Below are 13832 nucleotides of genomic sequence, written 5' to 3'. Positions count from 1 at the left end.
TCCTGATTTAAATTTAATCCACTATAAATCACACCTGCTTCTGCGGATGCGCTTCGCCTTATTTCGCCATTTCCGCAAACACTTGATGCGCGGTGGCGATGGTTTCGTCAATCAGCTCGGGCGTGTGCGCGGCGGAGACGAAGCCTGCTTCGTAGGCGGACGGGCCGAAGGCGGTGTTGCGGTCGAGCATGCCGTGGAAGAAACGTTTGAAGGCGTCGATATTGGAACGCGCCATGTCGCCGTAGTTTTGCGGGGTGTGTGCGGCGAAATACAGGCCGAACATACCGCCCACGCTGTCGGCTGTAAACTCGATGCCGTGCGCTTTGGCGGCGGCGGCAAGCCCGTCGGCGAGGCGGCGGGTCAAGGCGGTCAGGTTTTCGTAAAAGCCTTCGCGCTGGATGATTTCAAGCGTTTTCAAGCCGGCGGCGACGGCAATCGGGTTGCCTGATAATGTGCCTGCCTGATACACGCCGCCCAGCGGGGAAATGCATTCCATGATGTCTTTGCGTCCGCCGAACGCGGCAAGCGGCATACCGCCGCCGATGACTTTGCCCATCGTGGTCAGGTCGGGCGTGATGCCGTGCAGCGACTGCGCGCCGCCGAGCGCGACGCGGAAGCCGGTCATCACTTCGTCGTAAATCAACACGGCGCCGTGTTTTTCGGTCAATTCGCGCAGGGCTTTGACGAAGGCTTCGGTCGGGCGGACAAGGTTCATATTGCCGACGAAGGGTTCGAGGATGACGCAGGCGATTTCGTCGCCGTTGCGGGCGAACGCTTCTTCGAGCTGGGCGGTGTTGTTGTATTCGAGGACTAAGGTGTGTTTGGTAAAGTCGGCGGGAACGCCTGCGGAGGACGGGTTGCCGAAAGTGAGCAGGCCGCTGCCGGCTTTGACGAGCAGGCTGTCGGAATGGCCGTGGTAGCAGCCTTCAAATTTGATGATTTTGTCGCGTCCGGTGAAGCCGCGTGCGAGGCGGATGGCGGTCATGGTCGCTTCGGTGCCGGAGCTGACGAGGCGCAGCCGTTCGACCGACGGCATGATTTTGGCGATTTCTTCGGCGATGACGATTTCGCCTTCGGTGGGCGCACCGAACGACAGACCGCCCAAGGCGGCTTCGCGCACGGCTTCGATGACTTCGGGGTGCGCGTGTCCGACAATCGCAGGCCCCCACGAACCGACGTAATCGGTGTAGCGCGTGCCGTTTTCGTCCCAAACATACGCGCCTTCGGCTTTTTTGATGAAGCGCGGCACGCCGCCGACGCTGCCGAATGCGCGGACGGGGGAATTCACGCCGCCGGGGATGATGGTTTTGGCGCGGTCAAACAGGATTTCGTTACGGTTCATAGCGGATTCTTTCTGAGGTCGTCTGAAAAATAAGCGGTATTTTATCATCAGATTGCCCGCACCAGCCGTTTCAGACGACCTCCAAAGCCCAAACTGCCACGGCGCAACGCCGTATCTGAAAATGAAAATTGTTCTGTAAAAACAATCACTCTGTTCATATTTGAAGCGTTTGTGCTATAATCCGCACCCATTTATACCATAAAGAAAACATCATGTTACGCGGATTCATTTTAATGCTTACCCTTTTGGTTTCCACCGTCTCCTACGCCGCCCAGCGCAAGCTGCCGAACGATATGGACGCGGCGGTTTTGAAACAGGTCGAACTGCCTTATCTGAAAGTGAGCCGTGGCGGCTTCTCATGGACGCGCCTCTTGACGCTGGGCATTGCCGACGGCAATTCCGCCAAGCTGCAAATCACCCGTTTCACCAAAATCCACGACGAAAACGACCGCTTCATCCCGATGGGGCGGCTGGCAGGCAAAACCGGCAAAACCATCGCGTTCAAACACAACGACACCAACGCCCTCGTGCGCGAAGTGTGGGTTTTGACCGACGACGAAGCCTCCCGTTTTACCGCGCAAAAAGAAGTCCGCGACGAGGTTAAAAAAGACGCGCAATAAGCCGTCGTTTGCCCGTTTCAGACGACCCAAACACACACACCGCGTGGTTGGCTGTTGCAGCCGCAGCAGCGCAACCGCGCATTTTTGCGCCCTGACGAATCTGCGTTTCAGACGACCTGTCCACGTTCCAAAGGTCGTCTGAAATGAAGATTTTTATAACAATCAGCCCCGCAATTACGGGCTACCTGAGAAAGACACAAACCATGAAAAAAGTATTTATCCGCACCTTCGGCTGCCAAATGAACGAATACGACAGCGAAAAAATGCTCGCCGTACTCGCCGAAGAAAACGGCGGCATCGAACAAGTAACCGAAGCTGACGAAGCCGACATCATCCTCTTCAACACCTGCTCCGTGCGTGAAAAAGCGCAGGAAAAAGTGTTCTCCGACTTAGGCCGCGTGCGCCCGCTCAAAGAAAAAAATCCCGACCTCATCATCGGCGTTGCCGGCTGCGTCGCCTCCCAAGAAGGCGAAAACATCATCAAACGCGCGCCTTATGTGGACGTCGTCTTCGGCCCGCAAACACTGCACCGCCTGCCCAAAATGATTGTGGATAAAGAAACCAGCGGCCTGTCGCAAGTCGATATTTCCTTCCCCGAAATCGAAAAATTCGACCACCTGCCGCCCGCCCGCGTCGAAGGCGGCGCAGCATTCGTGTCCATCATGGAAGGTTGTTCCAAATACTGCTCGTTCTGCGTCGTCCCCTACACGCGCGGCGAAGAGTTCTCCCGCCCGCTGAACGACGTTTTGACCGAAATCGCCAACCTTGCCCAGCAAGGCGTTAAAGAAATCAACCTCTTAGGACAAAACGTCAACGCCTATCGCGGCGAAATGGAAGACGGCGAAATCTGCGACTTCGCCACCCTGCTGCGCATCGTCCACGAAATCCCCGGCATCGAACGTATGCGCTTCACCACCAGCCACCCGCGTGAGTTTACCGACTCGATTATCGAGTGCTACCGCGCCCTGCCCAAGCTGGTGTCGCATCTGCACCTGCCGATTCAAAGCGGTTCCGACCGCGTATTGAGCGCGATGAAACGCGGCTACACCGCCTTGGAATACAAATCCATCATCCGCAAACTGCGCGCCATCCGCCCCGACTTGTGCCTGAGCAGCGACTTCATCGTCGGCTTCCCCGGCGAAACCGAGCGCGAGTTCGAGCAAACCCTGAAGCTGGTGAAAGACATCGCCTTCGATTTGAGCTTCGTCTTCATTTACAGCCCGCGCCCCGGCACACCCGCCGCCAACCTGCCGGACGACACCCCGCACGCCGAAAAAGTGCGCCGCCTCGAAGCCCTGAACGAAGTCATCGAAGCCGAAACCGCCCGCATCAACCAAACCATGATCGGCACCGTACAACGCTGTCTGGTCGAAGGCATCTCCAAAAAAGACCCCGACCAGCTCCAAGCCCGTACCGCCAACAACCGAGTGGTCAACTTCACCGGCACACCCGATATGATCAACCAAATGATCGATTTGGAAATCACCGAAGCCTACACCTTCTCCCTGCGCGGCAAACCGGTCGAAGCGTAAAGCCGTTCAGCCATAGCAAAGGTCGTCTGAAAACCTGTATCTTGGTTTTCAGACGACCTTTTTTCAGACGACCTGAGAGTCTGTCGATATTCAATAATATCTGTATCTTTTTGTTCTTAAAGCGGCATCTTCCGCGTTGGAAATTCTCGCAAGGTATCCAATCTTGCTGCGGTTTCCAGCTTGATTTTGCCGCTTTTCAAACAAAAATCCACTTCGAAAATCAAATGTCGGCAGCACTTAAGCGTAATGCCGCTCTTCGCCTTTGCCGTCGACATTCGCGGCGCAGCGTTTGCAGATGGTTTCATGACCTGCGACGGAGCCGATGTCGTGGGTGTAGTGCCAGCAGCGTTCGCATTTTTCGCCGTCGCTGGCTTTGGCGGTTACGGCGAGTTCGCTGCCGGTTTTGACGTCGACTTTGGACACCAAGAGGGCAAAGCGCAATTCTTCGCCCAAGGCGTTCAGGTAGTCGGCGGTGGCTTCCGGTGCGGTGATTTCGGCTTCTGCCTGCAATGACGAACCGACGGTTTTGTCGGTGCGCAAAGGCTCGATGGCGGCGGTTACGGCTTCGCGGGCTTCGCGGACTGCCGTCCATTTTTTCACCAGTTCGGCTTCGGCTTTTTCGTTGATGGGCGGGAACTCGTGCCAGGTGTGGAAGAGGACGCTGTCTTCTTCGCCGCCGCCGATGATGTCCCACGCTTCTTCGCCGGTGAAGCACAAAATCGGTGCAATCAAGAGAACCAGGCTGCGCGTGATGTGATACAGGGCGGTTTGCGCGCTGCGGCGTGCGTGGCTGTCGGCTTTGGTGGTGTAGAGGCGGTCTTTCAGGATGTCGAGGTAGAACGCGCCCAAGTCTTCCGAGCAGAAGGCGACGATGTCTTTCACGGCGAAGTGGAAGGCATAGCGTGGATAGTAGTCGCCCGCCAGACGCTCTTGCAACTGGCGCGCCAACACTAAGGCGTAGCGGTCGATTTCGACCATGTCTGCCTGCGGTACGGTGTGTTCGAACGGGTCGAAATCACTGAGGTTGGCAAACAGGAAGCTCAAGGTGTTGCGGATGCGGCGGTAGCTTTCGGTGACGCGTTTGAGGATTTCTTTGGAAATCGCCAATTCGCCGCTGTAATCGGTGGATGCCGCCCACAGGCGCAGGATGTCCGCGCCGAATTCGTTATAGACTTCTTGCGGCGCGACGACGTTGCCGATGGATTTCGACATTTTGCGGCCGTTTTGGTCAACTACGAAACCGTGGGTCAGAAGCTGTTTGTACGGGGCGCGTTCCATGGATGAGGCGCAGCCGGTCAGCATGGAGGATTGGAACCAGCCGCGGTGTTGGTCGCTGCCTTCGAGGTAGAGGTCGGCGGGCCAGTCCAATTCTTCGCGCTGTTTCAAGACGGAATAATGGGTCGAGCCGGAGTCGAACCATACGTCCATCGTGTCGGAAAGTTTGTCGTAGTTTTCACAATCTTCCGCGCTCAACAATTCGCTTTTATCGAGTGAGAACCACGCTTCGATGCCTTTTTCTTCGATTTTCAGGGCGACTTTTTCCAAAAGCTCGGCGGAATTAGGATGCAGCTCGCCGGTTTCTTTGTGGACGAAGAAGGTCATCGGCGTGCCCCAGTAGCGTTGGCGCGAAACGACCCAGTCGGGGCGGCCTTCGATCATGGCTTCGAGGCGCGCGCGACCCCAAGACGGGAAGAATTCGGTGTCGTCCACGGCTTTGATGGCTTTGTCGCGCAGGGTCTTGCCGTCGCTCCCCGCTTTGTCCATGCCGACAAACCACTGACCTGTCGCGCGGTAAATCAGCGGGGTTTTGTGGCGCCAGCAGTGGGCGTAGCTGTGTTCGATTTTGCTGCTTGCCAAGAGGTTGCCGGTTTCTTCCAGCCATTGCAGGATGACGGGGTTCGCTTCCCAAACGCTCATGCCTGCCACGCGCGGCGTTTCGCTGATGTATTTGCCTTCGGCGTTGACGGGGTTGTAAAGCTCGATGCCGTATTTGTTGCAGACGGCGTAGTCTTCCAAACCGTGCGCGGGGGCGGTATGTACCAAACCCGTACCGGCGTCGGTGGTAACGTGTTCGCCGTTGAGCATGGGAATATCGCGTTCGAGGAACGGATGGTTCATGTGCAGGTTTTCCAGCTTGTCGCCGGTGGTTTCCGCGAGGACGCTGAGGTCGTCTGAAACGAAGCCGTAGCGTTTGAGCGTGTCTTCCGCCAAATCTTTCGCCAATACCAATTTGCCTTTGGGCGTATCGATCAGTTGGTAAACCACGTCCGCACCCGCAGATACGGCTTGGCTCGCAGGCAGCGTCCAAGGCGTGGTCGTCCAGATGACGGCAAACGCTTTGCCTTCGATGCCTGCCAAACCGAATGCGGCGGCAAGCGCGGCGGTGTCTTTAAACGGATAGCCAACGTCAATCGCAGGCGATACTTTGTCTTTGTATTCCACTTCCGCTTCCGCCAGCGAAGAACCGCAGTCCAAGCAGAACTGAACCGGTTTCGCGCCGCGGTAGAGATAGCCCGATTTGTAGATTTCGCCGAGCATACGCACGGTATCCGCTTCGGTTTTGAAATCCATGGTCAGGTAAGGATTGTCCCAGTCGCCCAACACGCCCAGACGGATGAAGTCTTTTTTCTGACGGGCAATCTGCTCGGCGGCGTATTCGCGGCACAATTCGCGGAAACGCGCTTTGGGCATGTCTTTGCCGTGCAGCTTTTCCACCATCACTTCGATGGGCAGGCCGTGGCAGTCCCAGCCCGGCACATAAGGAGCGTCGAAGCCGGCTTGGGTTTTGCTGCGGATAATGATGTCTTTAAGGATTTTGTTGACGGCATGACCGATGTGGATGTCGCCGTTGGCATACGGCGGACCGTCGTGCAGGATGAATTTCGGACGGCCTTTGGCGATTTCGCGCAGTTTTTGATAGCGTTTGTGCTCGTACCAGCTTTTCAGCCACGCAGGCTCGCGCTTAGCGAGGTTGCCGCGCATCGGAAACGGGCTTTCGAGCAGGTTTACGGTTTTGCTGTAATCGGTCATGTTGTGATTCTCTATGGTTTCGGTATTTCGGTTTCAGACGACGTTTTGCAAGCAAGGTCGTCTGAAAAAATGCAAAGGGCTATTGTAGCCGAATTGTATTGTTTTTATAAGGGGTTTGGGTATGCGGGATGGCGGCGGACAAAGAGAAAGGTCGTCTGAAAACTTGTTTTGTCGAAATGTGACCTATCTGTTTTCAGACGACCTTCCTTATACCTGTTTACACACTCTCTTCACAACAAACCTTCCGCTTTAACCCAAGCCAAAATATCGGCTTCTACGGCTTCGGGCGAACCGGGATTGTCGATTTTGACGCCGTATTCGTCTGCGCCGAGTTCTTCCAGAATTTCCAGTTGCGAATCCAGCATACCCGCTTTCATATAATGCCCTTGGCGCGCCATCATGCGCTCGAGGTTGATGGCTTGCGGCGGTGTCAGGTGGATGAAGGCGGTTTTGCCTTGTGCGCCGCGCAGGATGTCGCGGTATTGGCGTTTCAAGGCGGAGCAGGTAACGATGGTGTACGCCGCGCCGTTTTGCGCTTGTTCCGTCATCCAGTCGCGCAGGTTGCAGAGCCACGGATAGCGGTCTTCGTCGGTCAGCGGGATGCCCGCGCCCATTTTGTCGCGGTTGGCTTGGGTGTGGAAATCGTCGCCTTCGGCGTAGGGGCATTGGTTGAGGTGTTTTTGCAGGGACAGGGCGGCGGTGGTCTTGCCGCAGCCGCAAACGCCCATCATCACAAAATGCGTCGTCATGTTCTCTTCCTTTGTTGGATTTGAAAGATATAAGGTCGGGCAGACGGTTTAGAGCGTCTTAAAAACGTTTTCAGACGACCTCAAACTACGGCAAACAGCAGCGCCGACACTGAAAAGCCGATGGCGGCAATCAGCGTTTGGTTGACCGTCCATGTTTTGAGCGTGGTCGGTACGTCCATATCCAAAAGGCGGCCGACCAGCCAGAAGCCCGAGTCGTTGAAGTGGCTGCAGCCGACCGAGCCTGCCGCGGTTGCCAAAACCACGCAGGCGAGTTGCCAGTCGTTGAAGCCTGCGGCGGCAACGGCGGGTGCCATCAATGCGGCGGCGGTGGTCAGCGCGACGGTTGCCGAACCTTGCGCGATACGCAGCGCCAATGCCACCAAGAAACAGCCCAGCAATACGGGTATGCCCAAATCCGCCATGCTGTCCGCCAACGCCTGACCGATGCCCGACGCGCGCAACACGCCGCCGAACATGCCGCCCGCGCCGGTAATCAAGATGACCGAACAAACGGGGGCGAGTGCGCCGTCCACCGTTTTCTCCAGCGCGCTTGCCTTTTCGCCGCGTTTGCTGCCCAAAACATAAAGTGCCACCAAAACCGAAATCAGCAGCGCGACAGGGGTCGAACCGATCATGCGCGCCACCTGTACCCAATGTTCGTCCGCGCTGACGACTTTTTCACTGATTAAGGTGGACAGCCCTGTGTTCATAAAAATCAACAGCATAGGAATCAGCATAATGCCGACCACGGTCGAAGCCTTGGCAGGCGTTTGCGGCCGGTCGTTGTCCACCGCGCCGCCGCTGAGCAAATCGGGAACGGGAACGCGGATGGTACGTCCTAAAACCTTCCCAAGCAGATAACCGCTGACATACCAAGTGAACATGGCGACGGGCAATCCCAAAATCAGCACCTGCCCAATGTTCGCCGAATAAAATTCCGAAGCCGCAATCGGACCGGGGTGGGGCGGCAGGAAAACGTGCATCACCGAAAACGCGCCGATAGACGCCAGAGCATAAGGCAATACGTCCTGCTTCATGCGCCGCGCCGTCGCGAAGACAATCGGCAGCATCACCACCAATCCCGCATCAAAGAAAATCGGGAAGCCGAAAATCAGCGATGCCACGCCCAAAGCAAACGGCGCGCGTTTTTCACCGAACATCCGAATCAGCGCATCCGCCAGCGACTGCGCCCCGCCCGAAGTTTCCACCAGCCGCCCGAGCATCGCGCCCAAACCGACCAGCAAAGCCACGCTGCCGAGCGTACCGCCGAAGTTTTTCAGCAGAACGTCGTTCACAATCTTATCCATCGGCAGCCCCGTCGCCACCGCCGTCAGCAGGCTCACCGACACCAAGGTCAACAGCGCATGGACACGCAGTTTCACAATCAACAGCAAAATCAGCACGATCGCCATCGCCGCAATACCCAGCAGCCAGCCCGCGCTCAAGGTCTGAGTCCAACCATCCATTTTGAAGCCTTTCTTTGTAATCAGAATACAAGGTAGTTAATGTTTTTCAAACGTATTAAATCAACCATAGCACGATTTGAAACGGGGCGGTATTGTGGGTTTTCGGATGGGTTTAAGTATTTATTTTTTCGAATAGATTTGAATAATGAGAGTAAGTCGGGCGGTGTCATTTACTCTTGTGAAGAGAGGGAGGGTCATCTGAAAACGTAGTTTGCTTTCATGAACAAAGGAGGTGGGCGTGGATATTTTCTATTTTTCTAATTCGACATGAATTCAGAACAAGAAAACAATTTCTTTCTTAAATACAATGGTTTTTCAAAATTTTGGTCTGATGGGGCTAACATACTGCAATACTTGTTGACCGGTATGGCGTGGGCTTTACCCGCAGAAAAACGCCTATGTGGGATTCAAATCATTATGTTCAGCCCCTAGATTACTGGCTCTCAAACTTGGCCAAAACAAAAAACGTCGTCTGAAAATTTTCAGACGACGCTTTTATTATTGAATCAAGGCTTATTCTGCGGCAGGTTTTACCGTGTTGCGGACATCGCCGCTTTTTTCTTTGTGTTTCAGCACTGCACGGTCGAGCTTGTCCATCAGAACATCAATGGCGGCGTACATATCTTGTTCAACGGCCTCGACGTGGAGGTCTTTGCCCGCCAGATGGATGTCTGCTTCAGCCTGTTGATTGAGTTTTTCCACGGAAAGGGTGATGGTAACGGAAATGGCGTTGGCTGCGTGGCGGTTGATGCGTTCCAATTTTTCGGAAACGTAGTTTTTGATGGCCTCGGTAACGTCGAAATTCAGACCGGTGATTTTCAGATTCATAATACAGCTCCTTCGGTGGGGTTCAGTCCGTCAGAAACGGAACGGGAAAACTGCGGTTTAAAACTGTCATTCGGTAAGTTTGCGTTTGTGTGCCGGCGGGATGTCGAGCGATTCCCTGTATTTGGCGACGGTGCGGCGGGCGATGTCTATGCCCTGTTGTTTGAGGAGGCGGACAAGGGTTTCGTCGGAATGGGGTTTGCTGCTGTCTTCGTTTTCGATAATCTGCCCCAAAACGGCTTTAATCGCGCCTTGGCTCAGGCCTTCTTTGTCGCCTTCGGAATTGACTGCCTGTGTGAAGAAATAGCGTAACGCAAATAGTCCGCGCGGGCAAGACAAATATTTTTGGTTGGCGGCGCGCGAAATGGTGCTTTCGGCAAGCCCCAATTCGGCGGCTGCGTCTTTCATAAGCATGGGTGCGAGTCCGATTTCGCCGAAGATGAAGAAGTCTTCCTGATTTTTGACGATGTATTCGGCAAGGCGGATGACGGTGCTTTTGCGCAGTTCGAGAGAGTCGATGCGCTGCTTGGCTTCGGTGATTTTTTCTTTCCACTCGGGTGCGCCGTCTTCTGCGGATTTCATCAGTTCGCAGTATTCGCGGTTGAGTTGCAGTTTGGGCCAGGCGGCTTCGTTGCCGATGACTTTCCAGCCGTCTTTGCCTTCTTTGACCCAAACGTCGGGCTGGATGTAGGCGGTCGGTTCGGAGGAGGCGAAACCGTAGGCGGGGTAGGGGTTGAGCGTGGCGATGATGTCGAGTGCGGCTTCTATGGTTTCGCTGTCGATTTCGGGAAAGAGTTTGCGGAAGCGGATGATGTTTTGTTTGCGGTTTTTGCCCAAATCGTGCAGCGAACTTTGGATGAGGTGGGCGGCCGCCTGACGCGCGGGTCCGGCGGGCAGGCGCATGAGTTGGAGCATCAGGGATTCGGTCAGGTCGGCGGCGGCAACGCCGGGCGGGTCGAAGGTCTGCAAAAGGTCGAGGGCGTTTTGCAGCTCGTCTTCGTCCAGCATCCATTCCAAGGGCGTGTTGTCGATAAGGTCTTGGATGCTGTCGGTGAAATAGCCTTGGTCGTCAAGGAAGTCGATAAGGATGTGGACGTAGGCGGCTTCTTTGTCGGAAAGGGGGTGTTCGCACACTTGGGCGTGCAGGTATTGGTTGAAATCTTCTTCTTTGGCGATGTTGAGCCAGGCGTCTTCGGCATCGTCGCCGCCGAGGTGGTTGCTGTGCGGCATGGTGGTGCCGTGATTGAACTCTGCGTCGGCAAATTCGTCGGTTTCGGGTCGTTCGAGCAGGGGATTGTCCTGCAACCAGTCTTCGACCTCGCGTTCGAGTTCGATGCCGGACATTTGCAGGATGCGCAGGGATTGTTGCAGACGTTGGTTGAGTTGTTGGGTCTGCCTGAGTTTGAGGCCGAGTAAGGTCATGGTGCAATGTATGTTGATTGTTTTTTATATTTCGGACGGCATTTGTCCTCGAGTTTGGTTCGATGGCAAAGAGGTCGTCTGAAAAGGTTTTTATGGCGTGCTTGGCGTTTTGGGGAACGCTTGTTGGTTTTATACTAAATGTGTATTTCAACACTTTACACTTAATGCGTCAACTCACTTTGGGTGCTTTCTTCATTTTAAAAAAACCGCACAATTTAGTGTGCGGTTTGTCATGGTCGGTATTTGGAATCAGTATTTGAAGTTTTCGCCGAGATAGACGGAGCGGACTTGTTCGTTGTTGACCAAGTCGTCCGGCTTGCCGGAGGCGAGGACGGTGCCGTCGCTGATGATGTAGGCTCTGTCGCAGATGCTGAGGGTTTCGCGTACGTTGTGGTCGGTAATGAGTACGCCGATGCCGCGCGATTTGAGGAAGTCGATGATTTTTTGGATGTCGATGACGGCAATGGGGTCAACGCCGGCGAAGGGTTCGTCCAGGAGGATGAAGCGCGGCTTCATGGCGAGTACGCGGGCGATTTCGACGCGTCGGCGTTCGCCGCCGGATAGGGAGGGGGCGGGGTTGTGGCGCAGGTGTCCGATGTTGAGGTCGGCGAGCAGTTTTTCTACTTCGCTGTCGATGCGGCTTTTGTCTTTGGTGCTGATTTCTAAAATGGCGCGGATGTTTTGTTCGACGGTCATTTTGCGGAAAATCGAGGCTTCTTGGGGCAGATAGCCGACGCCGAGGCGGGCGCGTTCGTGTATGGGCAGGTGGCGCAGTTCTTGTCCGTCTAGGGTAACGCTGCCAGCGTCGGCGGCGATGAGTCCGACGATCATGTAGAAGCTGGTGGTTTTGCCTGCGCCGTTGGGGCCGAGCAGGCCGATGACTTCGCCGCTTTCGATTTCGAGGGAGAAGCTTTTGACGACTTGGCGTTTTTTGAAACTTTTTTGCAGGTTTTGAACGACGAGGCGGCTGGTGTTTTCGCTCATAAATGACTCTTGGTTCGGAGGTCGTCTGAAAAGGTGTTTTGGGAACTTGCTATGCTGGTTTTCAGACGACCTTTTGTGTTGTCAGATATTGGTTATTTGGTTTTTTGGGTGCTGGACGGCTGGATGACGACGCTGACCCTGCCGGATTTGGCGGCGGATTTGGCACCTGTTTTGGAGCTGCCGTTAATGGTATAGACTTCGGTTTTGGTGTTGTAGGTGATGACTGCGCCTTCGGCAACGTCGCCGCCGCGTTGGACTTTGGCGTTGCCGGTCAGGGTAACGAGGTTGATGGCGGAGGAGTAGGTTACGTTGTTGGCTTGTCCGTTAACCGTGCCTTTGTTGTCGTCGAGCGTCTGGCTGAAGCGGACGGGCGAGCCGCTGGCTTTCATGAACTGTTCGCCTTTGTCGTTGCGGGAGACGTTGACGCTGCCTGCGCGGATGTTGAGCGTGCCTTGTTTGATGATGACGTTGCCGGTAAAGGTGGTGCTTTGGTTGTTTTGGTCGAGCGAGCCTTGGTCGGCTTCAATCTGTATCGGCTGCTTGCTGTCGCTTTGCAGGGCGTAGGCGGGGGCGGTGGCGAAAAATGCGGTTAAAACACATGCCTTACATATTTTTTGTATCATAAATCGTGGCTTTCACTCTGGATGGGAAGTTCAACAAACCTTTTTTGTGGTCATACGTCAGACCTTCGGCGTTGCCGCTCGATTCGCCGTATTGGAAGGTAACGGGCGTGTCGGTTTGGGCGTATTGCGATTCGGTATCGACGTGCAGGAGATCGGTTTTGACGACGCCTGCCTGCCGCTTGGCATCGGCGGCTTTGGTCAGGACGACGTTGTGTTTGAACAGGAGTTGTTTGGTTTGGGTGTTGTATACGGCTTCGTCGCTGCCGACGTCGTAAAGCCGGCTGCCTTCTTGGAAGAAGACGAGGTGCGGCAGCTCGAAATGGACGTCGTTGCTTTCGGGAAATTGTTTCGCCCCTCTTGCGCTCAGATGCTCTTTCAGACGACCTTGTTCGTCAAACCGCCGCCCGTCTATGCCGTCCATCGTGTATTGCGGCTGGTTGGGGTTGAGTTTGACTTCTTCAATGTCGATTTCGCTGATGCGCCCCAGCCATGCCGACAATCCGCCGAGCGCGACCGCCAGCACCAAAGGGAATGCGATTCCGTACCGCCATCTTACTTTCATTTGATGTACTCGTTCAAAGCCGCGCCCAGCGTACCTTTCGCGCGCATAATCAAGTCGCACACTTCGCGCACCGCGCCCGCGCCGCCCGCGTGTTTCGTAATATAGGCGGCGTGTTGCAGCGCAAACCAATGCGCGTCGGGGACGGCAACCGGCAATCCGCAGCGCACCATCACCGGCAAATCGACCACGTCGTCGCCGACAAAGGCGCACTCGGCTTCTTCTACGCCCGCCTGCGCGCGCAATTCTTCATAGGCGGCGCGTTTGTCCGAAATGCCTTTGAAGTAGTAATTTATGCCCAACTGTTTGACGCGGATACCGACGGAAGGCGCGTCCCGACCTGTGATAACCGCAGTCTGCACGCCGCTTGCCTGAAGCATTTTCAGACCGTGTCCGTCCAGAGTGTGGAACGATTTGATTTCTTCGCCGTCGTCGCGGATAAAGATGCGGCCGTCGGTCAAAACGCCGTCCACATCCAATATCAGCAGCTTGATATGCGCCGCGCGCTGTTGCAGCTCGGGGTCTAAGGTTTGCATAGTGTTTCCTTGCGGATTGCTAGGTTTCAGACGACCTATTCTAACATAAAGGTCGTCTGAAAACGGTTAGCCTGTGTTTGTGGGGATTAATGCGGTTTAACGGTCATGGGGCTGCTTTATATAGTGGATTAAATTTAAATCAGG

The 13832-nt window shown here is 55.2% G+C and carries 12 protein-coding genes; 2 read left to right on the top strand and 10 right to left on the bottom strand.

Annotated elements, in window-relative coordinates:
* Positions 1-58: 58 nt before the first annotated feature.
* A complete protein-coding gene (hemL, locus tag HMPREF2907_RS04210; protein WP_070680375.1) occupies positions 59-1342 on the bottom strand; it encodes a glutamate-1-semialdehyde 2,1-aminomutase in 1284 nt (427 codons plus the stop codon).
* A 212-nt stretch (positions 1343-1554) separates the two neighbouring features.
* On the opposite strand from hemL, the gene HMPREF2907_RS04205 reads away from it, so the two are divergent.
* A complete protein-coding gene (locus tag HMPREF2907_RS04205; protein ID WP_070680372.1) occupies positions 1555-1962 on the top strand; it encodes a hypothetical protein in 408 nt (135 codons plus the stop codon).
* A 203-nt stretch (positions 1963-2165) separates the two neighbouring features.
* On the top strand, positions 2166-3494 hold the full coding sequence (gene miaB / locus HMPREF2907_RS04200) for a tRNA (N6-isopentenyl adenosine(37)-C2)-methylthiotransferase MiaB (protein ID WP_070680370.1): 1329 nt from the start codon (positions 2166-2168) through the stop codon (positions 3492-3494).
* Between the two features lie 237 nt (positions 3495-3731).
* On the opposite strand, the gene ileS is transcribed toward miaB, so the two are convergent.
* The 9 genes from ileS to HMPREF2907_RS04155 all read right to left on the bottom strand — a co-directional run bounded on the left by ileS (position 3732) and on the right by HMPREF2907_RS04155 (position 13688).
* The gene (ileS, locus tag HMPREF2907_RS04195; RefSeq protein ID WP_070680366.1) at positions 3732-6524 is read right to left on the bottom strand and encodes an isoleucine--tRNA ligase; all 2793 of its coding nucleotides are present in this window, start codon (positions 6522-6524) and stop codon (positions 3732-3734) included.
* Positions 6525-6754: 230 nt separating this feature from the next.
* Positions 6755-7273 (bottom strand): gluconokinase, GntK/IdnK-type, encoded by a 519-nt coding sequence (locus HMPREF2907_RS04190; protein WP_070680363.1) that lies wholly within the window; start codon positions 7271-7273, stop codon positions 6755-6757.
* An 80-nt stretch (positions 7274-7353) separates the two neighbouring features.
* Positions 7354-8739 carry a GntP family permease gene (locus HMPREF2907_RS04185; RefSeq protein WP_070680359.1) on the bottom strand — a complete coding sequence of 462 codons (1386 nt, stop codon included), beginning with the start codon at positions 8737-8739 and terminating at the stop codon, positions 7354-7356.
* Positions 8740-9252: 513 nt separating this feature from the next.
* Positions 9253-9567 (bottom strand): ribosome hibernation-promoting factor, HPF/YfiA family, encoded by a 315-nt coding sequence (gene hpf / locus HMPREF2907_RS04180; RefSeq protein ID WP_003757098.1) that lies wholly within the window; start codon positions 9565-9567, stop codon positions 9253-9255.
* A gap of 66 nt (positions 9568-9633) precedes the next feature.
* Positions 9634-10986 (bottom strand): RNA polymerase factor sigma-54, encoded by a 1353-nt coding sequence (gene rpoN / locus HMPREF2907_RS04175; protein ID WP_070680356.1) that lies wholly within the window; start codon positions 10984-10986, stop codon positions 9634-9636.
* A gap of 249 nt (positions 10987-11235) precedes the next feature.
* Positions 11236-11970 (bottom strand): LPS export ABC transporter ATP-binding protein, encoded by a 735-nt coding sequence (gene lptB / locus HMPREF2907_RS04170; RefSeq protein WP_070493599.1) that lies wholly within the window; start codon positions 11968-11970, stop codon positions 11236-11238.
* Positions 11971-12062: 92 nt separating this feature from the next.
* Entirely contained in the window at positions 12063-12593 is a 531-nt protein-coding gene (lptA, locus tag HMPREF2907_RS04165; RefSeq protein ID WP_003743816.1) for a lipopolysaccharide transport periplasmic protein LptA, read from the bottom strand.
* Positions 12574-13155, bottom strand: a complete 582-nt coding sequence (gene lptC, locus HMPREF2907_RS04160) for an LPS export ABC transporter periplasmic protein LptC (RefSeq protein WP_009312830.1) — start codon at positions 13153-13155, stop codon at positions 12574-12576. Before lptC ends, lptA begins: the two co-directional genes overlap by 20 nt.
* Complete coding sequence (locus HMPREF2907_RS04155; protein WP_070680353.1) at positions 13152-13688, bottom strand: KdsC family phosphatase; 537 nt, start codon at positions 13686-13688, stop codon at positions 13152-13154. The genes lptC and HMPREF2907_RS04155 overlap by 4 nt, the downstream gene beginning before the upstream one ends.
* Between the last annotated feature and the right edge of the window lie 144 nt (positions 13689-13832).

Source organism: Neisseria sp. HMSC055H02, assembly GCF_001813335.1.
In the GTDB taxonomy this organism is placed as follows: domain Bacteria; phylum Pseudomonadota; class Gammaproteobacteria; order Burkholderiales; family Neisseriaceae; genus Neisseria; species Neisseria sicca_C.
Note: the sequence above shows the minus strand (reverse complement) of the source record. Positions and strands in the feature narration are given on the sequence as shown.